Genomic DNA, 26,580 nt, shown 5'->3' on the forward strand with positions numbered 1-26,580 from the left:
CAGGTGGAGCCCGTAGCCCGGATGAGCGCAGCGACATCCGGGATTCTAGAACCGCGAGCGGCCCCGGGTATCGCTGCGCCCCTCAGTTCCCCTGAAACACTGGCGTCCGCTTGTTCGAGAACGCCTCGAACGCCCTCGCGAAATCTTCCGTGGTCATGCAGAGCGCTTGCGCGACTGCCTCAGCCTCGATCGCCTCCTCCACCGACATCGCCCACTCCATCGCCAGCATACGCTTGGTCATGGTGTTGGCGAAAGTAGGCCCTTCCGCGATCTGCTTGGCCAATAGCTGCGCCTGCGGCAGCACCTGCTCCGCGGTCACGATGCGGCTGAAGAAGCCCCAGCGCTCGCCCTCCTCGGCGGTCATGAAGCGGCCGGTGTAGAGCAGTTCCGATGCCCGCGACTGGCCGATGATGCGCGGCAGGATCGCGCAGGCGCCCATATCGCAGCCGGCGAGCCCGACCTTGTTGAACAGGAACCCGACCTTGGCGCCGGTGGCAGCCAGCCGCAGGTCGGAGGCCATTGCGATGATCGCGCCGGCCCCGGCGCAGATGCCTTCGACGGCGGCCACGATCGGCTGCGGACACGCCCGCATCGCTTTCACCAGGTCGCCGGTCATGCGGGTGAAGCCGGTCAACCCCTTGGTGTCCATCTGGATCAGTGGGCCGATGATTTCGAACACGTCGCCGCCGGACGAAAAATTGCCGCCGGCGCCGGTGACGACGACGGTCTTGACCTCGTCATCCATCGCGCAGGCGCGGAAGAAGTCGGTGAGCTCGCGATAGCTTTCGAACGTCAGCGGATTCTTGCGCTCGGGACGATTGAGCGTCACCGTGGCGACGCGGTCAACGATGGCCAGCAGGAAATGCTTCGGCGAATAGTCGGCCAGCGGCAGCGTGACGGGATTGGCAGGCTTGCTCATGGGATCTCCCTGATTTGCATTGTCGTTGACCGGTCAGACTTCGCCACCGGCTACGGCGACGGCCTGTCCCGTGACGGCGCCGGCGCCTTCGCCGCAGAGCCAGAGCACGGCGTCGGCGACTTCCGACGGCGCCACGAGGCGTCCTTGCGGATTGTGCTTCGACAACTCCGAAATCGCCTGCTCGCGGCTGCGACCGGTCTTCTTGATGATGTTGTCGATCGAGCCTTCGAGCAGATCGGTCTCGGTGAAGCCGGGACACACGGCATTCACGGTGACGCCGCTCTTGGCCGTCTCCAGCGCCAGCGAACGAACGAGGCCGATCACCGCGTGTTTCGCCGCGCTGTAGGCGCTGACATAAGCGTAGCCCTTGAGGCCCGCGGTTGACGCGACGGCGACGATCCGGCCGCGGCGGCGCTCCAGCATTCCAGGCAATACCGCCTGCACGGCATGAACCACGCCCATGAAATTGACGTCCATCATCCGCTGGAACAACGCCGCATCAGAGCGGCCGAACGGCGCGGATTCCGCCGCGCCGGCATTGGCAATGAGGATGTCGATCGGCTGCCGCGCGGCGGCTTCCGCGATAGCCGACTTGACTGACGCCTGGTCGGCGACATCAGCGACGGCGGCGAACTGCGCTGCGCCGGACGCAACCGCTTCATCCAATGTCGCGCGATTGCGCCCGAGCACCGTTACCGTTGCACCTGCATCCGACAGCGCCGCCGAAATCGCAAGGCCAATGCCCCGCCCGCCGCCGGTAACGAGCGCATGGGAGGAACGCGACAATTGGGACATCGGTCAAGCCTCCAGTATGAGAGTTCAGCATATATTTTAAACTTCAAGCTTTTGCAAGGAAGGGGAATGGATTGCTTCGTTGCTCCGCTCCTCGCAATGACGGGGAAATACCGGAACGCCACAACGACTGTCATCCCCGCGAAGGCGGGGATCCAGTACGCCGCGGCTTATCCGTTCGATCACTGCTGTCTCTGGAATACTGGGTCACCCGCCTTCGCGGGTGACGACAAGTGAGTATGCGTTCGCGATCTCGCGACGCATGGCGTCCGAGGTTTGCTCCTCACTTCCCGCCTCTCTAATCAGAGGGCGCAGGGAAGACTGGGTGCTTGCTGCACCCGCGGTCTCGTGTGCAATTGCGCATCAAGAACACGCACACGAGCATACAGGTACAGCGGGAGCATCCCGGCCTTCCCTGCGCAATGGCTTTACGGCTTACTTCGTGCTCTTCCCGGAGAACGGCTCTTTTGCCTCCGTCGCCCTTGAGAAGCTGCGCTTCTTAAGCACTTAACGCCAGCCCCGCGGCGCCCGAACCACACGACTTCGCCGTACGCGTCCGGCGCGTACGTCTAGCGCGCCCTCCGCGTCCATCGCATCTCACCGCGCGTTCGTGACGTGGCCAACGCCCCTCATCTGCTGCGAGACGGGCGGAGTTATCCGACTGATTTGGGTGAGATGTTAAGCGGAATATTTTTGATTCCCGGGCTTGACACGATTTCGGAAAATCAGAATTGATTTGCTTGTCGGGCAGTCACAGACGACATCACAGAACCGTAGAGTGGGCAAAGCGAAGCGTGCCCACCATCAAGCGGCGTGCGCGATGATAGAAGGTGGGCACGTCGCTATGCTCCTTTGCCCACCCTACACGTCGACCTATTAGATAGTCCCGTCTCTCCGCAGCGCCGCAATCGCGTCCGCGTCGTAGCCGATGTCGGCCAGCACGCGATCGGTGTGCTCGCCGAGCGTCGGCGGGCGCGTGACGATTTCGCCCGGGGTTTCCGACAGCCGCACCGCGGCGCGCGCCGTGGGCGCGGGGTTCGGCAGACCGGGATAATCGACGTCCTGCATGAAGCCGGTGGCGCGGATGTGCGGATGCTCCAGCGCCTGTTGCGGGCTCAAAACAGGGCCAGCGGGGATCATCGCCTGGCCGAGCGTATCGACGGCTTGCTGCGTGGTGCGCTCGGCGCACCAGCGCGCCATCCGTTCGCTGACGATCGGTCCGTGGTCGCCGCGCTTGATGTCGTCGGCGAAGCGGGGATCGCTCAGCCAGTGATCCTCGCCCATCAATCTGGCCCAGCGGATGAACAGCGGTTGGCCGGTGACCTGGCACAGTACCCAGCCGTCGCTGGTGCGGTAGATATCGGCGGGCGCCGCGGTCTGGCCGAGATTGCCCGTGGGTACGCGGTTGGCTGATATCACCGCCTGCTCGATCAGCGTTGCGTTGGTGAAGGACAGTGCGGTCGCAAGCAGCGCGCCCTCGACGACCTGCCCACGCCCCGACTTGCCGCGCTCGATCAGCGCAGCGAGCGTGCCAAAGGCGCAATGCAGCGCGGTGCCGAAATCGACCCAGTTCACCGCGGCCCGGTATGGCGGATCGCCCTTGCCTGTCATGTACACCGCGCCCGACATCACCTGGCCCACGCCATCAAAGCCAACGCGGTCCGACCACGGCCCGGGTCCACCGAAGGCGGTCGCCGTCGTCAGGATGATGTCCGGCTTGATCTCCTTCAGCGATTCATAATCGAGCTTCATCGCGCGCAGGGTCTGCGGCGGCAGATTGGCGACCACGACGTCTGATGTCGCGACCAGCCGTCGCATCACCTCCTGCCCTTGCGGCTTCATCGGATCGAGCGTGATGCATTTCTTGTTGCGGTTGACCTGCAGGAACAGCGCACCCTCGCCGCCTTCGCCGACCGGCGCCACGAAACGGTCCTCGCTGCCGTCGCGCTTTTCCACGCGGATGACTTCTGCACCGAACTCCGCCAGCAATGTCGCGCAATAAGGTCCCGCGATGTAGCGCCCGAAATCGAGGACGCGAACGCCCTCCAGAACTCCCCCCATCGGTCTTTTTCCTTGTTTGACTGCCCGATCGTGTCGAGCGTTCTAGCATGTTGATGAATGAACCGGACGACCATACAATCACTGATCCCCTTCGAACGGAACATCCGCAGATGACCTCGACTGCAAAACGGCCCTATAGCGGTGTCTTTCCCGTCGCCCCGACCATCTTCGACGATCAGGGGGAGCTCGATCTGGCGGGGCAGCGGCGCTGCATCGACTTCATGATCGACGCCGGTTCGAACGGCCTGTGCATCCTGGCCAATTTCTCCGAGCAGTTCGTGCTGACCGATGCCGAGCGCGAAAAAGTGATGCATGCGGTGCTCGAGCACGTCGCCGGCCGCGTGCCCGTGATCGTGACGACAACGCATTTCGGCTCGCGCATCTGCGCCGAGCGCAGCCGCCAGGCGCAGGACGCAGGCGCCGCGATGGTGATGATCATGCCGCCGTACCACGGCGCCACGTTCCGCGTGCCGGAAAAGAGCATTTTCGAGTTCTATCGCACCGTCTCCGAGGCCATCGACATTCCCATCATGATCCAGGATGCGCCGGTTGCCGGGACGCCGCTTTCGATCGACCTGCTGGCGCGCATGGCGCGGGAAATTCCGAACATCCGCTATTTCAAGATCGAGGTGCCGATGGCAGCGGCAAAGCTTCGCGATCTGATCGCGGCCGGCGGCGACAGCATCGAAGGCCCCTGGGACGGCGAGGAAGCGATCACGCTGATGGCCGATCTCGACGCCGGGGCGACCGGCGCCATGACAGGCGGCGGCTACCCTGATGGCATCCGGCAGATCGTCGATCCCTATCTCGCAGGTCGCCGCGAGGAGGCGATGGCAGCCTATGCGCGCTGGCTGCCGCTGATCAATTACGAGAACCGCCAGTGCGGCTTGCAGGCCGCCAAGATACTCATGAAGGAAGGCGGCGTGATCGGCTCGGACGCGGTGCGCCACCCCCTGCAAAGGGTTCATCCGGCGGCGCGCGCCGGCCTCATCGAAATCGCCCGCCAGCTCGATCCCGTGGTGTTGCGCTGGGGGCGGTAGATCGCCACCGTCAGCCGGCACCACTCTCCGTATAGCCGCCTGCCCCTCACGACTTGACCTAGGAACGTCGCCGCTTCCTGCGCATTAAAGGCGAAGAGACGCGGGACGGTTCGCGATGAGCCATGTGAGTTACCTGCACGACACGACGCCTGAGCCAGCCAAGGGCGAGCCTGATACTTCAGGAACTCCAGGCGATCAGGGCCGCGGCCGCCGCGCGGTGTCTCCGTGGCAAATTCCCTGGAGGGGATGGAAGGACATCCTGATCAGGACCTATCAGCAGGTCAGCGAAGACCGGCTTCTCGCGGTCGCCGCAGGCGTCGTCTTCTACGGCCTGCTCGCCCTGTTCCCGGCGATCACCGCCCTCGTCTCGTCCTACGCACTGTTCGCCAAGGCAAGTACGATCAACGACCACATGACGATGCTTGCGGGCATCCTGCCGGAGGGCGCGCTCGGAATCGTCAGAGACCAGGTCAATCGCGTGCTTGCCAAGGGCGACGTCAGGCTGGGACTGGCGTTTCTGTTCTCCTTCCTGCTTGCCGTGTGGAGCGCCAATGGCGGTATCAAGGCCATCATCGATGCACTCAATGTAGTCTATGACGAGGACGAGAAGCGCGGCTTTTTCAAGCTCAACGCGGTTTCCCTCGCACTCACCTTTGGCGGGCTGGTCGCGGTGCTTCTTGCCATCGGCTCGGTCGTCGCCCTTCCGATCGTTCTGTCCACAATCGGGCTCGGGGCCGTCACCGATGCGCTGTTTCGATTCGGACGCTGGCCGCTTCTGGTCCTGACGATGCTTTTTGGCCTTGCCGTGCTCTATCGGTTCGGACCAAGCCGCCGCTCGGCGCAATGGCGCTGGCTGAGCGTCGGCAGCGTGTTCGCAACGCTGACGTGGCTTGCAGGATCGGCCTTGCTATCGTTTTATCTTGCCAATTACGCCAATTACGACGCGACCTACGGCTCGCTCGGGGCCGCGATCGGCTTGATGATGTGGATGTGGATGTCGACGACCGTCGTGCTGCTCGGCGCCGAACTCAACGCGGAGATCGAGCATCAGACCGCAGCCGACAGCACCGAAGGCGGAAATAAGCCGCCAGGCGATCGCGGCGCGAAGATGGCCGATACGATCGGCGAAGCGAAATCGTAAAACGGAATGTTCCTGTTTTTTTCGAGCAGGCTTGGATGTCTTGGTTCGCTGTTACTTTCGGCAGCCGTGACCGTCGGCCTGCTTCTCGCGCTCGGCGTTATTCGCTTTTGATCGCTAAATTGCGGAGGGCTGAACTGGAAATCAGATTTAAAAGCAATTACATCAGGTGCCTGCAGACCGCCCACATTGATTTCCCGCCGTGAAGAAATACCTCGTCATTTTCCTTCTGCTCATGCTCGTTCCCATGGCTGTTTCCGCCGTGAAATACCTGTTCGGCGACAGGCGCGCGAACTGGCAAACGGCGGACCGTTCAAGCGCCGGGCTGCTTCCCAAGGCCTCCGAGCACGCCGATGCCGTCATCAGGGTGTTCGCGGCAAGGACGGTGCGCTGGCGCGGGATATTCGCGGTTCACACCTGGATCGTCGTGAAGGAGCGTGGGGCGAGCCGTTACAGCCGCTACGATTACACAGCCTGGGGTGAACCGATCCGGATCGACGGATTCCAGGCCGATGGCCGCTGGTTTGGCGAGATCCCCGAAACGGTCGTCAGCGTCGATGGTCCGAAAGCGGAAGCGCTGATTCCCAAAATCCGCTCGGTCATCGAGACTTACAAGTTTCGAGCCAATGGAGATTACAGCGCCTGGCCGGGTCCGAACTCCAACACGTTCATCCAGGCGATTCTGGACGCCGTTCCGGAACTTGAAGCGGTGTTGCCGCCGACGGCGATCGGCAAGGATTATCCTTACCATGGCGATTGGGTCGGCTTCACGCCGTCCCGGACCGGCGTGTTTGCTTCGCTCGGAGGTTATCTGGGGCTGACGATCGGATGGATCGAAGGGTTAGAGCTCAATTTTTTCGGAGGCGTTCTCGGCTTCGACATCCGCCGCCCCGCATTGAAATTGCCCGGGCTCGGCCGGCTGGGGCTGCCGCTTGGTCCGTGACTCGGTAATTCGTCAACGGACGAAATGGGATTGATGGCAGTCCACCGGGAACCTTCGTTTCGGTCAAACGTAAAAAATGGGGAGGATCGACATGACCGACGAACAGACCTTTGCATCATTGCTCGGCGAGGCTGCGATTGCAGTTTGGGGCGATATGCCGCGCGACATTCAGGAGGCACTGTTCGAGACCGCCATGCGCAACCGCTCCGAGTTGCGTCACGATCTGGCGAGGCTGCTGCATGAGCGCCACCCGAGAACGCAGCACCCGGCCAAGCCTGCCTGACACACCCCTATCGCGGAAAGGCGACGTCCGCGATGACGGGAAGATGATCCGAATAGGCGCGCGCCTTGCGGTCGGTCCAGGCCGAGCGGATCGTGAGATCGGGCGAGGCATAGATCCGGTCGAGCCGCATCATCGGCAACCTGGCGGGAAACGTCCGCAACCGCGTTCGGACCGGGCAAATCCGCGCCAGCACGCCCCGCACCGACTTCACCCAGAACCAGTCGTTGAAATCGCCAAGCACCAGCGTTCGCGTCGGCTGCACCAGCTCAGCCAGGGCATGCGCCTGGGCGTGCCTCTCATGAATGCTCAGGCCGAGATGGGTGGCAATGACTCTGATTTCCCCCAGACTGGACAAAATGCGTGCGGCAATGGCCCTGCGAGGCTCTCGCTCCTGATACGAGACGTCGGAAATTTTCGGGGGCTCGGCGAAGGGCCAGCGGCTGAGCAGCACCTGTCCGTAGTCGCCGTCTTTGGTGACGATCGATCGCGCATCCACGCTGTGGCTGCCGACGGCTTTCGCCAGAAGGGCGAAAGGATCGTCGGTTCTTCCGCGCGAGTCGACCTCCTGCAGTGCCACGATATCGGGCGACCAGTGGCGAATGACGGAACAGACGCCGTCGACATCGAACCCGGGATTGAGGTGGAAGACGCCGTGGACGTTCCACGTCATGATGCGAAGCGTTGCCGTCACGTTCTTCGTCCCGCCAGCCAGGTCACCAGGAACTGCACGCCGAGGCACAGCGCGATCCAGGCGAGGATCGCCAGCGCAAGCAGCAGCGCATTGGTCCACGAGGCGTTTCGCGCCAGATCCGCGATCTGCGCGCCGAGCGCGGCCATGACGGCGATGCCCGGCGCCATGCCGAGCACGGTGCCGAGCACGAAATCGCGCAGGCTCAATTTGCTGGCGCCCGCCACCACGTTCACGATCGAGAACGGCGCGATCGGCACCATCCGGATCATGGCGACCGCCACAACCCCCTTGCCGATGATGCGGCTCTGAACCCGGGAGGCGCGCCGCCCCAGCAGCCGCTGCAAGCGCGCCTGGCCCAGCACGCGGCCGATCGAGAACAGCGTGAGCGCGCTGAGCAGCACGCCGGCGCTCGCGCTCAAGAACCCCATCCACGGCCCGAGCGCCGCTGATGTCGCGGCGATCAGGACCAGCACCGGGAACACCACCAGCCCGCCGAGGACGAAGGCGGCGATCGCAAACAGCGGTGCGAATTGCGACCGCGCGGGCTGCGAGATGATCGAGGAGACGAAGCCGACATCGGTGAAATCGCGCAACGACGTATATTGCCAGGCCAGCGCGAGGCCGGCGAGCGCCGCCGCGAGGCCGGATACGGCCAAAATGGTTCTTGCCGTCCACATGCGGTTGGCGGCGCGGTCGAGGTGAAGCGGTTCCCTGGGATCGGCGACGGGCTGCACCATGATCGCCATGCCGCCGGCTGACGCGGCCGGGTCGATCGGCTGCAACGACTTCGCAGCCTCGCCTTCCGCCAGGCGGTCGAGAAATCCGAACAGGTCGGCTTCGCGGCGTTCGATTTCGCGTTCGTCGACGCCGCAGAAATGCCCGATCAGACTACGGCGAAGCCATGCGATATATTCACAATGCGCCTCGGAGGTGGCCTCGAAAGCCAGATCGCATTCGGTGTCGGCCCCCATCGAGCGATTGTTGAGGTTGGCCGACCCCACACGCAGGATGCGATCGTCAACGATCATCACTTTGCTATGCACCATGACCGCGGCTGCCTGCTCGGCATCCCGCGTCGATGGATAGAGAAAGCGGACCCGGTCCAGGACGCCTGCCGACACGAACCGGGCGATAAATCCGCCGCGCCCGGTCTGCATGGCCTGCGATTCGAACCAGGACGAATGCATCTTCGGTATGACGATCAGGACCCGAAGCTGCGGCACGTCCAGCATCCGCTGCGCCAGGAGGCGCGCGATGTCGGTGGCGCTGGTGAACTGGTTCTCGATATAGATGAAGCGGTCGGCTGCGTTGATGGAAGCTTCGAACAGCCGCGCGACTTCGTTGACGCCGCCTCCGCGTGCGGTGACTATCTCGGTCCGGGCGATGCCCACCGTCAATCCCCGGCACTGCACCGGGACCGAGGCCGGCCAGCGCTCGCCCTTGATCGCTGCGGGTTCTTCGACCGTGCAGCCGGCGGCGCGCCACCTGTTCTCCGCCACTTCCGTCAGGCTGGCCGCAGCTTCGCCATCCACCATGCACTGCACGTCGTGAAACGGCGGATAGGGTTTGCCGTCGGGATCGGTGCGAAGCGGGTGATGCGTTTCGTGCGTGCTGGTGTCCCAGCGCCGGATCGTGAGGTCGAGACCGCCGACGAAGCCAACCGCACCGTCAATGACGACGATCTTCTGATGTTGCGCCGAGCCCAGGGGAAGGCTCGAGTCGAAACAAAAGCGAAGCCGGTCCGACGCGTGCCCGGTGAACTTGGCGGCTGAATTCCACTCCCGCTCGGCAGCGTAGATGGGTGGGAAATTCCAGATCAGGATGTTGATCCGCAGATCGGGCTTCGCCTTCAGCAGCGCCTTGAGAAACGCGCCGAGCTCTTGCGGATAGCCGTCATCAGCATACCCGGAAGGTCCGACAAACCGCGTCTGGCTGTGGATGTCCCAGCCGATAATGTACACCTGCCGCGTTGCGAGCAGCAGCGCTTCCCGCAAAGCGGCGAAATAGGCGGCTGCATCGTTGAGGATCGTCAGCCGCCCTGCCTTGCACCTTCTCCAGACGGTTTCACCGGGAATGAGGATGGATGAGCTTTGCAGCAGACGGCACCTCGCCAACAAATGAAAACCTGCCCGGGATCACGAACGAATGTTCGCCCGACGCCAATCCAACGATTTGCAGGCATGACAGTTCCAGCCAGGCGGAACTTGCCGCCCTCCCTCCACCTTCGGCGCGGCGTTGAATCCGGACACGCGTTAGCGACGGTTGCTTCTACCGGTCAGAACGGCGGGGCCTAGCGCTCCGGCCCGGGCGGGAGACACTTTCCTCTTCAACCACAGGTTCGATGTAGGTGCTGTGCAGCGAGGTCGCGGACTTGAAGCCGTCGAACAGGATGCGGACGGTGCTGCGATAGCGGCCGGAGCCGATGATGACCCCTTCCCGGCCGGCGAAATTTGGGCATCGCGCAGCTCCTAGTGCGCTCATCCTGACGCGTGTCCGTTCAGGCAACGGGGTCCGTTGATCGGGTGGCTCTTTGGGCAATCGCATCCTCGGGCCACGGGCCTTCGCCGGTTCATCTATGCGCCGGCGATGAAATGCGTTCGGTCTCGAATGCATGGCGAGAAAATCCATCGGCGCACCATGCGGTTGACGAACGGCGATGTCCCGGAGGTCATCGCGGCTGTCAACCAGCGCCTGACCTTTCCTGTCATCATGAGCATGCTGTCCTCCTCCCCACCGTGGGCCTGCCAACGGGACAATTCAGACAATTCTGCCCTACGCCGAGATGGAGTTTTCGCGGCCAGCCTGCCGGTCCGGGATGCTGCGCCAATCCCGCCACTTCCTCACCGACGGCCCGCTTGCCGGTTCGATCGCAGCCAACAGCGCGGCATTGATTTCCGCCATCCGCCCGAGTTTCACCATGCATCTGGCAACGGCGACAAAGCCCTCCGGCGAATCCGGCTGCAGCCGCACGAACTCGAGATGCTGACGCAGCGCCTCCTCATGCTGGCCGAGGCTTTCGCAGACCTGGCCAAGGCATTGCCACGCCTTGGCGGCGTCGGGGCGAACTGTCGTCAAGGTGCGGAACAGCCGCTTGGCTGCGGCGAAATCTGCCTTCGCCGCCAACAACTGGCCGAGCCGGTGCAACGCATCGGCGTGTTTCGGCCGCACATCCAATATCCGGCGGTAACCCACCTCGGCGTCGGCGGTTTTTCCCGTCTTGTGCAGTTCGGTGGCCTTTTGCAACACGTCCGGAATACTCCGCGGATCGATGCCGGCGCGAAGATTCTTGCCGTCCCTGGTCGCCAGGATCGTGCTGCGGATCTTGCGCTCGGCGCAGCCATACGAATATTTGTAGGACTCGTTGCCGCGCAGGAAGTCGTATTCGCAAAAGCCGTTCGCGATGGCGTGGCGAATGCTGAAGGCATGCAGGATTACTCCCGCAGGCGGTCCCTCGAACGTCTCGTCCCGTCCGGTCATGTAGAACGAGAACGTCCGCTTGCGCGGATCCACCAGCGTGGCCAGCGCCGCAACCGCCCGCTCGCCGTGCCAGAACGTCGGCAGGTACACCAGACCGGATTGGAAACTGCGCGTCAACATCGCGCCGTTCGAGCGAACGAGACTGTCGGTCCGGTCTCCCTTGCGGTGGCGCCACTTGGTCTCCCAGAACCGCAGCAAGGTCTTGAGGTCCTGCTCGAACGTCTCGGGGGTGGAAACCGATATCCGATATTCGCCGGGCGCGTCGACCTGCTTCAGCAGGCGCCGGATTTTCTGCCTCGTATTGGGGCTCAGCGTCTCCAGGTAGGCATTCCAGTCGCCCGGCAGCGTCACATAGGGGCAGAGGCTGTTATCGATCCCGTCGACCTTGTTGACCGCGTTGGCCTCCTTGTAACGAAAGCTGGCTTTCGGGAAATAGGCCAGCAGCAACCGCACCCGCCGGTCCGACATTCGCAGATTGTCGAGATTCAAGCGCGCCCAGTTCATATGCCTGACGTAGCGGGCAAGGGCGGGAATGACCTTGTTCTCCACCTCGGGCTTGCAGACGATGCCGGTGTAGTCGGCGCCGAAATTGCCCGCCATCCTGATGTCGTGAATGACGTCGGAGTTCTCGATCGTGGTCTGCAGCCGCAACGGAAAGAACGCAACGTAGGGCAAGTCGGCGGCTTCGCCGGCCTTTGCAGCCAGAATGAACCACGGCCCCGAGATGCAGGACAGCCAGCCGTGCAGCCACTTCCACGACAGGAATATCTGGGCTTCGGGATCCTCGTCGTAGACGGCGTTCCAATTGTCCTCGAGCTTGGCCAGCGACGGCAGGTCTTCGATGATGTCAATGTGCACGGCGGATGCCTTTCCAATGTGCCTGTTTCACCTGTTCGTTCAAGACCTAACGCTCCCGGAATGCGCGCGTCATGCTGTCGTGGATCGGCCTGACGATGTATTGGAAGAAGGTCCGTTCCGACGTCTTGATGTAGACCTCGGCGGGCATGCCGGGCGTCGGACTGAAGTTCGGGACATTCCTGCTCTCCTCAGCGTTGAGTTTGACGCGGACGAGATAGATGTCGGTCGGCCCGACCTGTTGGGACTTCTTTTCATCCGCAAGCGTATCGGCCGACAGGTAGACGACGTCGCCGGAGACCATCGGCGTGATGCGCTGGTTGAGCGCGGTCAGCCGCACCATCGCGGTCTGCCCGTACTTGACATGGTCGATATCCTGCGGCCGCAACCGCGCCTCGATGATGAGTTCGTCCTTCAGCGGCAACAGCTCCATGATGTTCTTGCCGGCCTCGACCACACCACCCCGCGTGTGATAGCGCAGCTTCACCACGATGCCGCTGACCGGCGCCGTGACGCGGACTCGATCGAGTATGCTCTTGGCACTCAGCATCCGCTCGCGGACGTCGGCCAGTTCGCCACGGACCTCGTGCATCTGCTCGACCGCGGTCTTGATCGCGGTCTTGCGCACGCCGTTGATCTGCTCGAGCGCGCGGGCGATGCGTTCCTTGGCATCGCCGATGTCGCCCATGATGCGGCCCACCTCGCCTTCCAGATTGGCCTTCGTCCGCTGCAGCACCATCAGCTCGGGCTTGCGCACCAGCCCGGCCTGTACCAGCTTGTCCTTGGTCACGATTTCCTCGTCGAGCAGGACGATCTGGCGCTTGACCGCATCCAGTTGCACCCGCGATCCTCGGATTCTTTCCTCCAGGGCGTTGATGCTCTCGTTGATGCTCTTGATGTCGCTGTGAAGGTTGTTGCGGCGCGCCGTGAACGTCATCTTCTGACTGTCGACGATTTCCTTCACCTCCGGTGAACTGGTCATCGAATTGGCGATTTCGGCCGGAAGCGTCATCTCCGCTTCCTCCTTCATCTCGGCGTGCAGCCTGGCGTCCATCGCAGTCAGCCTGATGCGGCGCAAGAATAGGCGCTGCAGCTCTGCGCGCGCCGCGGTGTCGTCGAGCTCGAGCAAAGTTTGCCCGGCTTCTACCTTATCGCCTTCGCGCACGAAGATTTCGCGGATCATTCCGCCTTCGAGATGCTGGATGATCTTGTTCTGTCCAGTAACCACGAATACGCCGGAAGCGACCACGGCGCCGGCGATCGGCGCCATGTTTCCCCAGACACCGAATCCCATCAGCACCACCGCCATGATCAGCGCACCGGCGGCGGTTGGTAGCTTGGTGGATCGCGGCAACGAATCGTACCAGGTGCCCTCTGATTCCGCAGAGCGGTCCGCAATTTTCTTGGCCATCGCGCAACCTCGTTCCTGTCAAATTCGGCCGACGTCCCTCAATTCAGCGAAGGGGGACTACTATCCGGCCCGGTCGGGATATTGTTCGGCTTGCGTCCGGTAATCATCGGAATGATCTCGTCGCGGCTGCCGAACGCCTGCACCGCGCCCTGATGCAGGATCATGATCTTGTCGACGCTCATCAGCAGTGCCGCGCGCTGGGTAATCGTCACCACCGTGATTTGCTTTTCCTTGGCGCGCCCCAACGCCTTGGCAAGCGCTCGCTCGCCATTGGCGTCGAGATTCGAATTCGGCTCATCGAGCACGAGCAGGCGCGGATTGCCAAAGAATGCGCGAGCCAGACCGATGCGCTGCCGCTGGCCGCCCGACAGCGGACTTCCATCCATGCCGACGACGGTCTCGTAGCCTTGGGCAAAACTCGAGATCATCTCATGCACATCGGCGGCCTCGGCCGCATCGAACACATCCTCGTCGCGCGCGTCGTCGCGCATCCGGCCGATGTTGGCCTTGATGGATGCCGGGAACAATTGCACGTCCTGCGGCAGGTAGCCGACGCTCTCGCCGAACTGGCGTGGATCCCAGTTGCGCAGGTCCATCATGTCGAGTCTCACGCTGCCCGCGGTCGGGATGATGGAGCCCACCAGCATTCGCGCCAGCATGGTCTTGCCGGTGCCGGAGTCTCCGACGACGGCGAGCGATTCCCCCGGCTTCAATTGGAAGCTGATGCCGTTCAGGATCACCTTCTTGTTCGGCGGCGGCACATAGAGAATGCGCTCGACGTTGAGATATCCGGCGGGACGCGGCAGCCGCAACCGCTCCATGTTAAGCGGCGAGTTCAGCAGCAGCGCCCTGATCCGGGCATAGGCAGAGCGCGCCTGCACGAAGTTGCGCCAGCCTTCGATGGTGCCTTCCAGCGGCGCCAGCGCGCGGCTCGCGACGATGGAAGCCGCAATGACCATGCCGGCAGTGATCTCGCTCTCCAGCGCCAGCCATGCGCCCCAGCCCAGGATCGCGATCTGGGTACACAGCCGCAGGAACTTCGACAGCCCCGTAAACAGGATGTTGCGGTCCTGCCCGATCACTTGCGCCTTCAGGGACTCCACGGTTTCGCGGCCCCATACCTGGACGCCTTCCGGAATCATGCCCATCGCGTTGATGACCTGGGCGTTGCGGGCCATCGATTCCGCCTGCAGGTTGGCCCTGGCGCCGTAATTGTTGGCCTGGTTGAAGGGGATCGCCGTTACCCGCTGGTTCAAGATCGCCACAATGATCAGCGCGACGCCCGCCCCCAACACGATGAATCCGAGATCGGGATGGATCAGGAACACAACCGCGAAATAGACCGGCGACACCGGCGTATCGAACATCGTCAGCAACACCGGTCCGGTAATGAACGCTCGCAGGTGCTGCAGATCTGCCAATGTCTGGAATTCGCGGCTGGATCCGCTCTGTGCCGCTTTGGCGGCGGCGCTCAGGACGGGTCCGCCCAATCGGGCCTCGGTCTCGACCGCAACCCGCATCAGGATGATGCGGCGCATCATGTCCATCAGCACATGTGCCCCGATCGCGATGACCACGATGATCGTCAGCATTACCAGCGTGTCCGTGCTGCGGCTGGTCAGCACACGATCGGACATGTTGAACAGATAGATCGGTATCGCCAGCACCAGAAGGTTGACCGCGACTGAGAACAGCCCGACGGTCACCAGATTGCGGCGGGCTTTGGCCAGGCCCCTGCCGAGCACATCGCGAAATTCATGGTCGCTCGAACGCTTGTGCAGGTGGGGCGTACCGCCACCACCTCCGCCTCCGCCGCCCCCACCACCACCGGAGGAGCCGCCGCCGTCCTTGTCGCCGCCATGACGGAGCGGAGGAGCCGGGGTCGTTTGATCGATCACGACCGTGGACCCGGGCGCGGGAGTCTTGGCTTCTTCCCGCAAGGTTGGCTCGACTGGCGCCGGTTCGGCAGTTTTGGCTTCAGGCTCCTTCGGTGGTTCCTTCTCGTCGGCAAATGCGATCGCCGGCCCCTCGGCCTGGTGGCGTGGCGGATCGAACCAGGGGCGAAGCGGAATTATCTTGGCCGTATTCGACGTCGCTTCGTCATGCTGAACGAGGCGCCGGCTCCCGGCACTGCCTGGACGATCATCCCAGCCCCACATTTGCAAACTCTCCTAAGACTGCAATAAACAAAGCATACTGCGATTGCCGCTAATGCATCATCGACGCCATCGGGTCCGCCTGCACCGTGTTGGCAACCACCGCCGGCGGCGGGGACGTCGTGTCCTGAGCGTCGCCGACGAAGGCAATGAGCTCGGTCACGAGCGTGTCGGTGTTGTTGTCGACGGCATCGTCCTGGTCCACGGGCAGCAGATTGGTCTGCACCAGAATGGAATCGGTATAGATCTCGCCCCCGACGTAGGTGGCATCAGGGTTGACGTCGACGATCGCAGCGTCGTTGGCGAGCTCGTTGCCTCCAGTGGTCACTGACTGTGTCACCTCCCCGTCGGGATCAAGCGCCATCAGATCGGCCAACGGCTGGTTCTGGAGCTGATACATCACGTCGACGTCCGAGGTGACGTTGGTCTGCCAGATCGCATTGACGTCGTAGTAGTCTCCGGTGATGTAGAGCACCTTCAGGGGGCCGCCATGACCGATGAGGGCGCCGGCCAGTTCGGGATCGAGGAATGTCAAGCCGGCGGCCAGCAGGCTTTCGATCAGCTCGAGGTTTGCGGGCAGTTCGTCGAAAGTCTCGCCGCCATAGTTCGCAACCGCGGCCTCGTTCGACAGGCTGTTGCCGCGTGAACTAGCTGATTGAGACGGATCGGCGCCGTCCGCCACCATCACGATCTTGTCGTTGTCCAACAGAATGTTGTTTTGAAAGATGACGTTCAGACCGTGATAGCTGCCCTTGATGATGATCAGGTCGTACTCAACGCTGCCATCAAGGAGCTGCGCCAGATTACCCTGGGTATTGTAACCGCCGACGAGGTTGTAGTGGGAACTGCTGCTGACCTGCGTTGCCACGTCGTTGTCGGAGAGGTAGTTGACCTGAGCCATTGCATGAACGCTGTAGAAGTCGCCGTCCACCACATCGACGATCCAATTCAGGCCAGCAAAACTGGCCGAGAAGTCGGCGTAGATGCTGGGGTTCTGGGCAAAATCGGCAATGTTGGTCGCGATGTCCTCGTCATCGGTCGGCGAGGCCGCGCGATCTCCGCCCGATATTCGGATACTGTCGTCATTGACGATGGTGTTGGTCTGGAAGATGGCATCGGTCTTGAAGTAATCTTCCATCACTACCATGGCGCGGGCGGACTCGCCGAGATCGACGATCAGCGCCGCGTTGATGCTGAAGTTGCCGCCCAACGCTGCCCATTGTCCAATCCCCTCTCCGGTGTCCGGCAGCTCTTCCGGCTCATGCGGTTGCGGCGGCTCCGACGGCCGTTCCTGCAACTCGCCATTGACATAGTAGCCAGGAGTTACCGAGTGTGTGTCCGGCTCGCCGCCGCTATCGGCCCAGGCCGCGTCGCGAGCGATCACGAAATCCGTAACGCCGCCATCGGTCTTCGGCATCTGCCATTCGATGGGAATTGCGGCGTTCACGTCGGCCGCCAGCTCTTTGATCGTCGCCATCGCATCGCTGTTGAGGCGTTCGATCAGCGGCTCAACCACCGCCAGGGCATCCGCCGGCAGATTGACGTCGTCATCGAGCATGAAGTTGTATTGATGAACCGTCAGTTGGGTCTCCGGGCCACCATCCTGGTATTTTACCCTGACGTGATAGTCGGGACTGCCTCCGCCACCGCCGCCGGCCGGTTTAGGCAGCGGGATGTCCGGCTTCAGCGGAGTCGGAAAGAAATCGAAATCGGAATCCTGCGGACCGCGGGCCAGCTTGAGCCGAGGACCTCGGACCAGATCCATCAGATCTTCCGAAATCAATTCCGGCACCGGGCCTGCCGCACTGCCCATATCGTCGGGCGTGAAGCGGTGATCGTAATTCGGTCGCAGCGTCGTGTAGTCATCGGAAGGACGAGGCACGAGACTATCATCGTATTGGGCGCGGTCGCGGGCGATGTCGTGGAAGATCTGCAGATATCCTGCAAAGTGGGAAATAATCTCGACGAAGCTCGCTGACGCCATGGGAACCTCCCCTGTCGCCGCGAACTGTCAGGGCCGTAAGGCGACCCCCGGCTTCCTAGCGGCAACTGCAGCGACTGAAATGAAATGACTGGAAAAAAGATCCGCGCGGCTAACGCCGCGCGGATCGTACGCGAGACTAGAGTGTGTCGCTGTCGTTCAGATCAACACCAGCAGCCTGAATGGTGATGCTGTTGAACTGGATGTTCGCACCCTGGGTGATGTTCTGGTCGAAAGCAGACTGGTTGATGGCTGCATCGGCGCTGGAAGCAACATCCGCACGCGCTCCGATATCGCCGGCGTCGATCTTGGACTCGCCGCCCTCGATCTTGGCGTCCATGCTGAAGCTGGCACCCGGATCATGCCATGACCCGCCGCCGCCGCCGCTGTAGCTGGCGTACGAGTGGTTGGTGTCCTGATCGACCAGGTTGTTAACCTGATCAATATTGAACTGGTTGCCGTCGTCCATCTTCTGGTTCACCACGTCGGGCATAACCACAGAACCGTGCGTGGTGAAGTGGTTGAGATCGATGACCGGGGTGCTCAGGCCGTCGGTATCCAGTTCAAGATCGACCTTCACGTCTACGACGACGTCCACCTTGTTCTCGACGGTATTTTCGATCTTGTTCTCGATATTGTTGTCGACCTTGTTGTCGACCTCGTTCTCGACCTTGTTGTCGAGCTTGTTGTCGACCTCGTTCGAGTTCTCATTCTTGTTCTCATTCTCATTCTTGTTGTCGTTGTCGTTCTCGTTGTCGTTCTCGCTCTTGGAATCCAACGACTGCACGGCGAACTGCAGTTGACCCTGACCCTGCAACTGGCCCTGGCCCTGACCCTGCAACTGAGCCTGGAGATTGGCCTGCGCCTGATCTTGCTTCTGGTCCTGGTCCTGCTTCTGGTCTTGTTCCTGGTCCTTAGGATCCCAATTCCAATTTGGCCTGGCGTTCATGACGTGCTCCTGCGGTTTGGAGCATCGCGAGCGGAACGAGATCGCTGATCTTCTAAGTCTGCGGTCTGCGTAGCGCGGCGCTGCTCTTCAACGTCGGTTCTTCCGACTGCCGGCACCGCCTGATTGCGGATGCCAGCTCCGTCAGTTTGCCGACACGTTTTCGCCAATGACATGCATGCATTCGATCCGACGTCGTATCTTGCGATATCAACCATCGACGCGTGTACGCTTCGGAATTCGAAAATGCAGATGAGACCGGGACGACGGCATGAACCTCCGTTGTCGCCGGATCGGGCCTAGGCCACTTTGGTAGGAAGACCTTGCTGCTGCGCGCCGCCGCAGACATGCGCTTCAAGGCGCGGCAGCAGATCCCAGATGTCGCGATTGATCTTCGTCATCTCGCTGGTCGTCCGCAGCATCTCCTGCAGACGGCTTTCGTCCAGCGCCTTTATCTCTCCGAATCTCAGGCTCGACCTCGTTTCCATCAATCGCATCGACTGCGTATGGGTGATGGCGCCCGAGGAATCGAAGATAAACATGCAATGATTCAGCTCATTGCGAACCTTGGTCGACTCCGAGAAACGTTCGATGAGAGTGGTCAGATCCTTCGACAAAGCCTTGTCGCTTATCCTGATCTTGGCCAGTCGCTGGATCAGATCGAGTCTTGCGCGTGTTGTGTTCAACGTCGCGAACACGACTGCCGCGGAAGCCTCGTCGGTGCGCAAGAGAATCATCAGTACGTAGATGAAAAGGCTTTCGTTGTTCGACCAGCTGCAGATCAGGTTTCCCATCAGGGCGAGAACGAAAGTGCGGCGATCCGCCGAGGCGGGAGCCGCTGCAGCGAGCATATCGAAGTCCGGTTTTGGAGGCAGCTTGCTGACAAACATACCCATGTATCCGCAGATGCAGGCCCGATCTGTCAATCGTAGCGGCCTCGTCGCCAAAGACGTATATATCGAAAGATATATAGCGAAGGCTGTAAAGCCTCTCGTCTTGCAATCACTGCAAGAGAAAAAATGTAGTCACTGCAGGAGAAAATGTCACTTTTTTGTTGCTATATTGCTGTAGTTCCCTTGCTTTCGACGACTTCTTGTCACACTCGCACTGCTTGGCATTCCGTTTGAACGAGAGTAAACTTTTATGCACAATTAAGATGCTTAGTGACGTATTTCACAGCGATTTAGAAGAATCCGAAGGAACCTATCGATAGTCATACAACGTAATGTTCATAGGACGTAATGTAAGGGGCGCGTTATGTCAGTCCCGTTTAGGAAGACGGTTTTCCTTGTAGACGCAATGGCCTTCAGACGAGCGCGCGCGGAGAGCTTCTTAAGTCCGTGGGCTGGAAACGAATGCGTCGAACTGATTTCGCTCGATCCTGACGAAGCTCACACAAGACTTGTCGAGCGCGCCGTATGCGACATGCTGATTTACAGCGTCGGCGCTCCCTCTCCCCATGAGGTCTTCACCGAGATACAAGTGTTGCATACGCTTCGCCGCGACGCGGCGCTCGCCATTGTCTCAGACGATGAACACCCTGCTACCGTTCTCGCTGCAATCCGTTGCGGGGCCCAAGGCTACTTCAGTAATTCCATGGCGCCCGAGCTTGCGTTGCAGGCCCTTTCGTTCGTCCTCCATGGCGGCACTTATCTTCCGCCGGCCGCCATCCTTGCCAGCCAGACTTTCAGCGCACCGGCGCCTATCGAGTCCAAACAACGCGACCTTGCTCCGGAGCAACCGCTTCCGGAATCTGAACCACAGACGCAGGCGCCGCCTCTCGGGCCGGACGACGGCCTTTACGAACACCAAGGCGCCCTTTTCGACGGCAAGGCGGTCAGCGTGCAGCGCGACCCTGGCGCCAACGGCGCGCGGCACGTGCCCGAGTTTACCGAGCGGCAGTACGCCGTTCTCGCTTGTCTGTGCCAGGGCGACCCCAACAAGGTGATCGGTCGGAAGCTCGGCATGACCGAAACGACCGTTAAAGTTCATGTCCGCGAAATCATGCGCAAGCTTGGCGTAAGCAACCGCACCCAGGTCGCGATCGCCGCGGCCCGCGTCTCCTCGGACGGCGCCATCGACCTGATTCCCGCGGATTCACCCTTGGCGGTCAGGTCGTCCGTATCTCACTAGCAAAGAATTTTCGGCACTGCGTACCGAGCCATTGCGCCATCATCCGTGTGGAAATCAATCAGCACCCGATCGGTTCCACAATGAGCGCGTTGGAGAAGATACCGGATCATTGGCACTAATCCTTCCGACGTACCAGTTGACGTATGAACGAGTGCCGCGAAAGTTTTCGCACTGCCCTGGCGCTATGACGCATCAAGCCGCGTGAACAGCGTCGGGCGAAGTCGCTCCTGATCGGTCGCCGCGCGGGCGATTTCTGCTTCCTCCATTCCTCCGGCAGCCTGTCGGGCGCTTCGTTGCCGAAAGTGGCCGTATCCCGCTGCTTGTAATAGCGGCCGAACAGGAGACCCCCGATGTCCGCAAGGCCCGGTCCCGACTACCGGTGCTCGCCGAGATCACGGGCCACGCCACCCACAGCCAGGAGCCGCAATGGTTGGCGGCGCCTGCGCGCTCGGCCACCCGATCGGCGCCACCGGCGCGCGCTTGATCGTGACGCTGCTGCATGCGCTGGAAACGCAGAACCTGGAACGCGGCCACCCCTCAGGCTGCCAGGGCGGCATGTCTCACACGCCTTGTCGCCGCACGCCTGACCTTTTCGAATGCCAAAGCTTCGATCTGCCGCACACGCTCACCGGAAATCGATAGCTCACGCCCGAGTTGCTCCAGGCTCGGCGGATCCTCCCGAAGCCGCCGGGCCTCGAACACGCGCCGCTCCCGCGCCGTCAGCACATCGAGGGCCGAATGAAGCGCCCTTGCCCGTTCCGTCCCTTCATCCTGTTCGGCAACGATTGCTTCTGCGTTCGGTGAAGGATCGACCAGCATCGCCTCCCATTCGGTCGGCCCGTCGTCATCGAGGGGCGTATTCAGGGAAAGGTCGCCCGTCAGACGGCGGCTCATCTCGATCACTTCGCGAACGGGGACCGCGAGCTCACGCGCGACGGCCTCGGCGACCTCCTGCGTGAGCCCTGTCCTATCACTCCCGAACTTGCGCATGGCGCGCCTGAGGCCGAAGAACAGCTTCCGCTGCGCGGCCGTCGTCCCGATCTTGACCAGCGAGCGTGACCGCAAAATGTAATCGTGGATCGCGGCCTTGATCCACCACAGCGCGTAGGTGGAAAACCGGGCGCCGCGGCCGGGCTCGAAATGCGAGGCCGCGATGACGAGGCCGACATTGGCTTCGCCGATCAGATCGGCAAGCGGAAGGTCGTATCTCTGGTAGCGGCGCGCGACCTTCGCCGCCAGCCGGAGATGGCTCGTGACGAGCGCATCGGCCGCGCGGCGGTCTCCCTGCTCCTGCCAGCGCCGCGCAAGCTGCTGCTCCCGTGGCTGCTCGAGCAGAGCGTATCGCTTGATGAGCGAGGCGTATTCATCGGCGAGATCTCGCGATCTCTCTCCAGTCAGCGTCTCGCGCCTGTCTGACAGTAAGGTGGTGCTGTGGGCATTCATGGGTGGCTCCAATCCATCGGGTCCGGCAGAGAGACTCTAGGAGAAGACGCCGCGATGCAGCCATTAAATTGGAATTGAGGAATCTAAATTCGCTGTTAGCGTCCATGCAGCTTTGGTCTCGATTTCTAAACCGCGCGGTCTCGTTGCAAACCAGATCGCGAAAACATCGAGCGGTGAGCTTCCGCGCTCGGCGAAATCGAAACGAACGCGTTCCCCGCAAGCGCTTTGCAAGACGGCTCAGACCAGTTGAGCTTTGTAAAAGGCAATTTAGTGGGACGAGGTCGCGCCCGCCCTACATCTCCGTCATGCATCCGCTGCCTGGATGCAGACTCAAAGCGAGCAGTTCGCGTTCGAAAGAACACATGCCCGTTGCGGCGTGCAAGCACGCTTGCGCGTCCGGCGAAGTGCCGCGTCGACCATATGGAGAAATACAATGACCTCGATCAAGACAATCGCTATCGCAGGACTGCTGTCGATGATGGCCGCAGCGCCTGCCTTCGCGCAGGAAGCCATCCAGGAGCCGGGCAATTTTGCTTTTTTCTATCCGAATCTGGACGTCCTGAATGGCGGTGCGCCCACGCCGGCTTACAGGATGGAAGGATTGCCGCCCTCGGTGATGCAGGCCTATAACGAAAGAGAAAGCGGCATGGCCGGTCCCGGCGTCTGGCAGCATCGGCGGGTGCACCACGTATCCCGCGCCCAGCACGACGACCGCCGGCATGGGTGACGCTGGCGAGTAGCGACCTATGTCTGACCACCCTGCCCATCGGGGCAAACGATCTCCACCCGGCCTCCCGGGCCGGCGTGGATGATCAGGCGGAATCCGTGCAGCTTCACGATTGCCGAAACCAGGTTGAGTCCGAGGCCGACACCCGGCGTGTTGCGAATCTTGTCCGAGCGATAGAACCGGCGCAACACAGCGTCATGTTCGTGCTCGCTGATCCCCGGACCCGTATCGGTCACGCGCAGGATGGTTTCGCCCTCACCGCGCAGCAGCGCGAGTTCGACCCTGCCGCTCCGCGGCGTGAACTTGATGGCATTGTCGACGAGATTGGCGACCGCCTCCAGTAGCAGGTCGCGATCGCCGCATACGGAAAACTTGTCGGCTATGTTCACGCTCAGCGCGATCTGCTTGTCTTCGGCGATCGGCTCGTACATGTCGCAGACCTCGCGCAGCATGTCGCCGAGCGCAACGTCGCCAAACGCGGAAGACCGGCGGCTGTTCTCGATCTCGGCAAGCCGCAGCAGCGCCGTGACGATCGACAGCGACTGATCGATTCCGGTGATCGCCTTGTCGACAACCGCCTGGAGCTGCTCCAGGGTCGTCGCGTTGGTGCGGCCGCGCTCGAGCGTCAAGCGAGCGCGCGTCAGCGGCGTTCGCAGATCGTGGGCGATATCGTTGCCGACGCCGGCCAGCGCATTGATCGTGGTCTCCAGCTCATCGAGCATGCCGTTGACGATGGCGGCGAGCCGCGAGAACGGTTCATCGGCGTTCTTGTGCGGCAGCCGCTCGCGCAGATCTCCAGCGATGATGCGCTGGACCCGCAGGTTGACCTCCTCGACCCGCCTGTTGGCGCGCGCGCTCAACCAGGCGCCGGCCAGCAACCAGAGACAGAACGCAGGCAACAGGCCAAGCGCCAGCGCCGCTCCGACAACCCTGAAGACTTCCGCTGTTTCGTCGACGTTCCGCCCGACCACCAATATGTCGCCGTTATCGAGGCGCCGCGCGACGGCTCTGACGGATGTCGCACCGGCTTCCTTGTCATCGAGGCGCACCAGCGGCATATCCCGCGCCGGTGCGCCGATGTCGAGCCCGTCCGGCAGGGCTGCGACATTGCCGGCCAGCCGATTACCCTTCGCGTCGAACACGCCGGAGAACTGAACGCCGCGGGAATCCTGCCCGAGATGATCATCGAGCGCACCGACCAGACGCTCGCGCGGCAGTCCGGCAAAGAAGCCGATCTGCGTCGTGATCATGCGATCGGACCGCGCGATCAGGTAATCGTCGATCCTGAAGTAGATGAAACCGAACAAAACCGTGACGAAGATCGCGAACAGGCCCGCCAGCACCGTGGTCCAGTGGAACGTCTTCGAGCGAAAGAACTGCAATTGAAGCTTCCCGATCCTGCCGTCCGGTTGCCTTGCCGGCCCGACGGCGCGAGCGCCCGGCGAGGTCGCCAAAAATCAGTCAGGGCACGGCGCGAAGAATGAACCCTGCGCCGCGGACATTTTGAATCATCGGGGCGTCGCCCGGACCGTCGACCTTGTGCCGCACGCGGCCCATGTGCACGTCAACCAGGTTGGTGGCCGGGACGAACTTGTAATTCCAGACCTCTTCGAGCAGCATCGCGCGCGTCAAGAGCTGGTCGCTCCGCCGCATCATGTATTCGAGCAGACGAAACTCGCGCGGCAAGAGGTCGATTTTGCGCTCGCCGCGTTTGACTGTGCGTTCGATCAGGTCGAGCTCGAGTTGCCCCACCCGCAGGACCGTTTCCCGCGTTTCCGGCGGGCGGCGGAGCAACGCCTCTATTCGGGCGACGAGCTCGACGATCGCAAACGGCTTGGTGAGGTAGTCGTCGCCACCCATCCGCAATCCGCGCACGCGGTCATCGACGGCGCCAAGCGCACTCAGCACCAGGACCGGCGTGCGCACCTGATCTTTCCGCAAGGACTCGATCACGGTGAGACCATCCATTCCCGGCAGCAGGCGGTCGACGATCATGGCGTCCGGCCGCAGCTCGCGCGCTCTGGCTAGACCATCCAGCCCGTCGGGCGACCACTCCACCTCGAAACCGCGGTCGGCCAGTTCGGCCGTGATCTCTCCCGCCGTCTCGCCGTCATCTTCTATGAGGAGAACCTTCGTCATCTGATCGGTCCGATTGCCATCAAGATACCCTCGCGCCGCCAGGTGGCGATGATACGCTGTGCAGCCGATAAAGCCATGGCGACGGCACAAGTCTCACGGTTCAGGGAGCCAGACGGCGCCGCGACCCCTTCCGGATCCTGCAGGCGCCATCCGCCAGGCGACCATTCCGCCGCACCGCTACGAGCACGGCGAGGGCGCCCGAAACAGTTAGCCGTCGACGGCACGTGGCGCCAATAAATAGCAATTTAATGAATCGGCAGGCCCGCTTTTACCCGGTCCAGCCGGCTATTTCGGGCGGATCCAGGGCTTGGTCACCTTCACGTCGAGTTGAGAGTGCGTGAAGCGATATTCGCTTTGGACGACGGCGGACCAGCCGCACGTCACAGGAAGAAGCCAGCCTGGCTTCCCCCACCTATGGAGAATACCCATGCGCAAAGTGAAACTTCTGTCGGCTGTGTTGCTCACCGCAGCCACCTTCGCCACTCCGGTACTGGCCGCCAACACGCGGCATGTCGTAACCGATACTAATGGCCGCGTGATGTCGACGATGCATCGCGACGAAGGCGATAGCTGCGTCCGCGCTCCGCGCGTCGGCGCCTATGCGACGGCACCGTGGACCAACGCGGCGCCTTGCGAACCCAACACCGGTTACTGATCTACTCGCGTTACGATTCGACAATTGAAACAAGACGGGCTGGCGGGATATCCCGCCGGCCCGTCTTCTTTCACCCGCGCGCCAACGTGCTCTCCTTTGACGCATATCTGCGGCTGCTCCAGTTCGCGAATGCCAAGGCGGCCAAGACTAACGCCGAATTTAATGGATGCCTTGTGCATCGCACCTACCTGTCACTCATCCGACGTTTCGTTCGCGCGGCCCGCTGAAGTTCGCGCGCCACGGCGCCGAGCAATCTGACTGAAAAGGAGTGACACGATGAAACGGATGATCGCGATACTGGCAACGGCTCTTCTCGCTTCAAGCCTGGTGGCGGGCGCGGCCGAGGCCCGCGGTGGCGGTGGTGGCGGCCACGGCGGAGGTTTTGGCGGTGGCTTCGGTGGCGGCGGCCATATGGGCGGCGGCTTTGGTGGTGGAGGCCACATCGGAGGCTTTGGCGGCGGCGCCCATATCGGCGGCATCGGCGGCGGCGAACATCTGGGAGGCCTCGGCGGTGACCACATCGGTGGTGGCCACATCGGTGCGCATGGTTTCGGACTCCACCAACACGCCGTGCATCGCTTCGACAGGTACGGGCCCGGATACGGTTACGGGTATTACGGTTATCCCGATTGTTACGACTGGTACTACCTGCACCCCTACAGCCCCTTGCCGCTGAGCTGTAGCTGAACCCGCCGCGCAAGCCCCGCGCGCAGGCTGTCGGTTCGAAGGACGTTTTCGTGTTCTCTTTTAAACGTCCTCCGGACCGATCCCCCAATAGTTCGAAAGATAT

At 62.1% G+C, this 26,580-nt stretch carries 22 protein-coding genes and 1 pseudogene; 9 read left to right on the forward strand and 14 right to left on the reverse strand.

Features of this window, described 5'->3' with window-relative positions; genetic code table 11:
* Nucleotides 1-82 precede the first annotated feature (82 nt).
* The 3 genes from LMTR13_RS30005 to LMTR13_RS30015 form a co-directional block, all read right to left on the reverse strand.
* Entirely contained in the window at nucleotides 83-919 is an 837-nt protein-coding gene (locus tag LMTR13_RS30005) for an enoyl-CoA hydratase family protein (RefSeq protein ID WP_065730920.1), read from the reverse strand.
* Between the two features lie 33 nt (nucleotides 920-952).
* Complete coding sequence (locus tag LMTR13_RS30010) at nucleotides 953-1,714, reverse strand: SDR family NAD(P)-dependent oxidoreductase (RefSeq protein WP_065730921.1); 762 nt, start codon at nucleotides 1,712-1,714, stop codon at nucleotides 953-955.
* Between the two features lie 873 nt (nucleotides 1,715-2,587).
* Nucleotides 2,588-3,772, reverse strand: a complete 1,185-nt coding sequence (locus LMTR13_RS30015) for a CaiB/BaiF CoA transferase family protein (RefSeq protein WP_065730922.1) — start codon at nucleotides 3,770-3,772, stop codon at nucleotides 2,588-2,590.
* Between the two features lie 110 nt (nucleotides 3,773-3,882).
* Between LMTR13_RS30015 and LMTR13_RS30020 the strand changes: the two genes are divergently transcribed.
* The 4 genes from LMTR13_RS30020 to LMTR13_RS30035 all read left to right on the forward strand — a co-directional run bounded on the left by LMTR13_RS30020 (nucleotide 3,883) and on the right by LMTR13_RS30035 (nucleotide 7,176).
* Nucleotides 3,883-4,812, forward strand: coding sequence for a dihydrodipicolinate synthase family protein (locus LMTR13_RS30020; RefSeq protein ID WP_065733084.1), 930 nt, complete (start codon nucleotides 3,883-3,885; stop codon nucleotides 4,810-4,812).
* A 115-nt stretch (nucleotides 4,813-4,927) separates the two neighbouring features.
* Nucleotides 4,928-5,953, forward strand: a complete 1,026-nt coding sequence (locus LMTR13_RS30025) for a YihY/virulence factor BrkB family protein (RefSeq protein ID WP_083219282.1) — start codon at nucleotides 4,928-4,930, stop codon at nucleotides 5,951-5,953.
* 244 nt (nucleotides 5,954-6,197) lie between these two features.
* On the forward strand, nucleotides 6,198-6,893 hold the full coding sequence (locus LMTR13_RS30030; protein ID WP_236843191.1) for a DUF3750 domain-containing protein: 696 nt from the start codon (nucleotides 6,198-6,200) through the stop codon (nucleotides 6,891-6,893).
* Nucleotides 6,894-6,984: 91 nt separating this feature from the next.
* Entirely contained in the window at nucleotides 6,985-7,176 is a 192-nt protein-coding gene (locus LMTR13_RS30035; protein WP_065730923.1) for a hypothetical protein, read from the forward strand.
* A 7-nt stretch (nucleotides 7,177-7,183) separates the two neighbouring features.
* Here LMTR13_RS30035 and LMTR13_RS30040 read toward each other — a convergent pair whose 3' ends face one another.
* The 8 genes from LMTR13_RS30040 to LMTR13_RS30075 form a co-directional block, all read right to left on the reverse strand.
* Entirely contained in the window at nucleotides 7,184-7,867 is a 684-nt protein-coding gene (locus tag LMTR13_RS30040; protein ID WP_236843192.1) for an endonuclease/exonuclease/phosphatase family protein, read from the reverse strand.
* The gene (locus LMTR13_RS30045) at nucleotides 7,864-9,981 is read right to left on the reverse strand and encodes a VTT domain-containing protein (RefSeq protein WP_236843193.1); all 2,118 of its coding nucleotides are present in this window, start codon (nucleotides 9,979-9,981) and stop codon (nucleotides 7,864-7,866) included. Before LMTR13_RS30045 ends, LMTR13_RS30040 begins: the two co-directional genes overlap by 4 nt.
* A 658-nt stretch (nucleotides 9,982-10,639) precedes the next feature.
* A complete protein-coding gene (locus LMTR13_RS30050) occupies nucleotides 10,640-12,202 on the reverse strand; it encodes a GNAT family N-acetyltransferase (RefSeq protein WP_065730924.1) in 1,563 nt (520 codons plus the stop codon).
* Between the two features lie 46 nt (nucleotides 12,203-12,248).
* On the reverse strand, nucleotides 12,249-13,610 hold the full coding sequence (locus LMTR13_RS30055) for an HlyD family type I secretion periplasmic adaptor subunit (protein ID WP_065730925.1): 1,362 nt from the start codon (nucleotides 13,608-13,610) through the stop codon (nucleotides 12,249-12,251).
* 38 nt (nucleotides 13,611-13,648) lie between these two features.
* On the reverse strand, nucleotides 13,649-15,769 hold the full coding sequence (locus LMTR13_RS30060) for a type I secretion system permease/ATPase (protein WP_236843194.1): 2,121 nt from the start codon (nucleotides 15,767-15,769) through the stop codon (nucleotides 13,649-13,651).
* 49 nt (nucleotides 15,770-15,818) lie between these two features.
* Nucleotides 15,819-17,750: a hypothetical protein gene (locus tag LMTR13_RS30065; protein WP_065730926.1), complete on the reverse strand. Its 1,932-nt coding sequence runs from the start codon at nucleotides 17,748-17,750 to the stop codon at nucleotides 15,819-15,821.
* A gap of 136 nt (nucleotides 17,751-17,886) precedes the next feature.
* On the reverse strand, nucleotides 17,887-18,696 hold the full coding sequence (locus LMTR13_RS30070; RefSeq protein WP_065730927.1) for a hypothetical protein: 810 nt from the start codon (nucleotides 18,694-18,696) through the stop codon (nucleotides 17,887-17,889).
* Nucleotides 18,697-18,992: 296 nt separating this feature from the next.
* The gene (locus tag LMTR13_RS30075) at nucleotides 18,993-19,583 is read right to left on the reverse strand and encodes a hypothetical protein (protein ID WP_065730928.1); all 591 of its coding nucleotides are present in this window, start codon (nucleotides 19,581-19,583) and stop codon (nucleotides 18,993-18,995) included.
* A 409-nt stretch (nucleotides 19,584-19,992) separates the two neighbouring features.
* Here LMTR13_RS30075 and LMTR13_RS30080 point away from each other — a divergent pair, with 409 nt between their 5' ends.
* Together LMTR13_RS30080 and LMTR13_RS39985 are read left to right on the forward strand one after the other, a co-directional pair.
* Complete coding sequence (locus tag LMTR13_RS30080) at nucleotides 19,993-20,826, forward strand: response regulator transcription factor (RefSeq protein ID WP_065730929.1); 834 nt, start codon at nucleotides 19,993-19,995, stop codon at nucleotides 20,824-20,826.
* A gap of 364 nt (nucleotides 20,827-21,190) precedes the next feature.
* Nucleotides 21,191-21,468 (forward strand): annotated as a pseudogene (locus tag LMTR13_RS39985) (hypothetical protein); the annotation flags it as partial.
* On the opposite strand, the gene LMTR13_RS30085 reads toward LMTR13_RS39985, so the two are convergent.
* Complete coding sequence (locus tag LMTR13_RS30085; RefSeq protein WP_083219283.1) at nucleotides 21,364-22,269, reverse strand: RNA polymerase factor sigma-32; 906 nt, start codon at nucleotides 22,267-22,269, stop codon at nucleotides 21,364-21,366. The pseudogene LMTR13_RS39985 and the gene LMTR13_RS30085 sit on opposite strands and share 105 nt — an antisense overlap.
* A 433-nt stretch (nucleotides 22,270-22,702) precedes the next feature.
* Between LMTR13_RS30085 and LMTR13_RS30090 the strand changes: the two genes are divergently transcribed.
* On the forward strand, nucleotides 22,703-22,996 hold the full coding sequence (locus LMTR13_RS30090) for a hypothetical protein (protein ID WP_065730930.1): 294 nt from the start codon (nucleotides 22,703-22,705) through the stop codon (nucleotides 22,994-22,996).
* Between the two features lie 17 nt (nucleotides 22,997-23,013).
* Here the strand turns inward: LMTR13_RS30090 and LMTR13_RS30095 are convergent, their stop codons facing one another.
* Nucleotides 23,014-24,378: a sensor histidine kinase gene (locus LMTR13_RS30095; protein WP_236843195.1), complete on the reverse strand. Its 1,365-nt coding sequence runs from the start codon at nucleotides 24,376-24,378 to the stop codon at nucleotides 23,014-23,016.
* A gap of 79 nt (nucleotides 24,379-24,457) precedes the next feature.
* Nucleotides 24,458-25,135: a response regulator transcription factor gene (locus LMTR13_RS30100; RefSeq protein ID WP_065730931.1), complete on the reverse strand. Its 678-nt coding sequence runs from the start codon at nucleotides 25,133-25,135 to the stop codon at nucleotides 24,458-24,460.
* A 427-nt stretch (nucleotides 25,136-25,562) separates the two neighbouring features.
* Here LMTR13_RS30100 and LMTR13_RS30105 point away from each other — a divergent pair, with 427 nt between their 5' ends.
* On the forward strand, nucleotides 25,563-25,790 hold the full coding sequence (locus LMTR13_RS30105; RefSeq protein ID WP_065730932.1) for a hypothetical protein: 228 nt from the start codon (nucleotides 25,563-25,565) through the stop codon (nucleotides 25,788-25,790).
* A 276-nt stretch (nucleotides 25,791-26,066) separates the two neighbouring features.
* Entirely contained in the window at nucleotides 26,067-26,477 is a 411-nt protein-coding gene (locus tag LMTR13_RS42000) for a hypothetical protein (RefSeq protein WP_083219284.1), read from the forward strand.
* The last annotated feature ends 103 nt before the right edge of the window (nucleotides 26,478-26,580 follow it).

Source organism: Bradyrhizobium icense (assembly GCF_001693385.1).
Taxonomy (GTDB): Bacteria; Pseudomonadota; Alphaproteobacteria; order Rhizobiales; family Xanthobacteraceae; genus Bradyrhizobium; species Bradyrhizobium icense.

Coding starts and splice junctions, on each gene's coding strand:
- LMTR13_RS30005 (WP_065730920.1), bottom strand. CDS start 919: ATGAGCAAGCCTGCCAATCCCGTCACGCTGCCGCTGGCCGACTATTCG.
- LMTR13_RS30010 (WP_065730921.1), bottom strand. CDS start 1,714: ATGTCCCAATTGTCGCGTTCCTCCCATGCGCTCGTTACCGGCGGCGGG.
- LMTR13_RS30015 (WP_065730922.1), bottom strand. CDS start 3,772: ATGGGGGGAGTTCTGGAGGGCGTTCGCGTCCTCGATTTCGGGCGCTAC.
- LMTR13_RS30020 (WP_065733084.1), top strand. CDS start 3,883: ATGACCTCGACTGCAAAACGGCCCTATAGCGGTGTCTTTCCCGTCGCC.
- LMTR13_RS30025 (WP_083219282.1), top strand. CDS start 4,928: ATGAGCCATGTGAGTTACCTGCACGACACGACGCCTGAGCCAGCCAAG.
- LMTR13_RS30030 (WP_236843191.1), top strand. CDS start 6,198: ATGGCTGTTTCCGCCGTGAAATACCTGTTCGGCGACAGGCGCGCGAAC.
- LMTR13_RS30035 (WP_065730923.1), top strand. CDS start 6,985: ATGACCGACGAACAGACCTTTGCATCATTGCTCGGCGAGGCTGCGATT.
- LMTR13_RS30055 (WP_065730925.1), bottom strand. CDS start 13,610: ATGGCCAAGAAAATTGCGGACCGCTCTGCGGAATCAGAGGGCACCTGG.
- LMTR13_RS30060 (WP_236843194.1), bottom strand. CDS start 15,769: ATGTGGGGCTGGGATGATCGTCCAGGCAGTGCCGGGAGCCGGCGCCTC.
- LMTR13_RS30065 (WP_065730926.1), bottom strand. CDS start 17,750: ATGGCGTCAGCGAGCTTCGTCGAGATTATTTCCCACTTTGCAGGATAT.
- LMTR13_RS30070 (WP_065730927.1), bottom strand. CDS start 18,696: ATGAACGCCAGGCCAAATTGGAATTGGGATCCTAAGGACCAGGAACAA.
- LMTR13_RS30075 (WP_065730928.1), bottom strand. CDS start 19,583: ATGTTTGTCAGCAAGCTGCCTCCAAAACCGGACTTCGATATGCTCGCT.
- LMTR13_RS30080 (WP_065730929.1), top strand. CDS start 19,993: ATGGCCTTCAGACGAGCGCGCGCGGAGAGCTTCTTAAGTCCGTGGGCT.
- LMTR13_RS30085 (WP_083219283.1), bottom strand. CDS start 22,269: ATGAATGCCCACAGCACCACCTTACTGTCAGACAGGCGCGAGACGCTG.
- LMTR13_RS30090 (WP_065730930.1), top strand. CDS start 22,703: ATGACCTCGATCAAGACAATCGCTATCGCAGGACTGCTGTCGATGATG.
- LMTR13_RS30100 (WP_065730931.1), bottom strand. CDS start 25,135: ATGACGAAGGTTCTCCTCATAGAAGATGACGGCGAGACGGCGGGAGAG.
- LMTR13_RS30105 (WP_065730932.1), top strand. CDS start 25,563: ATGCGCAAAGTGAAACTTCTGTCGGCTGTGTTGCTCACCGCAGCCACC.
- LMTR13_RS42000 (WP_083219284.1), top strand. CDS start 26,067: ATGAAACGGATGATCGCGATACTGGCAACGGCTCTTCTCGCTTCAAGC.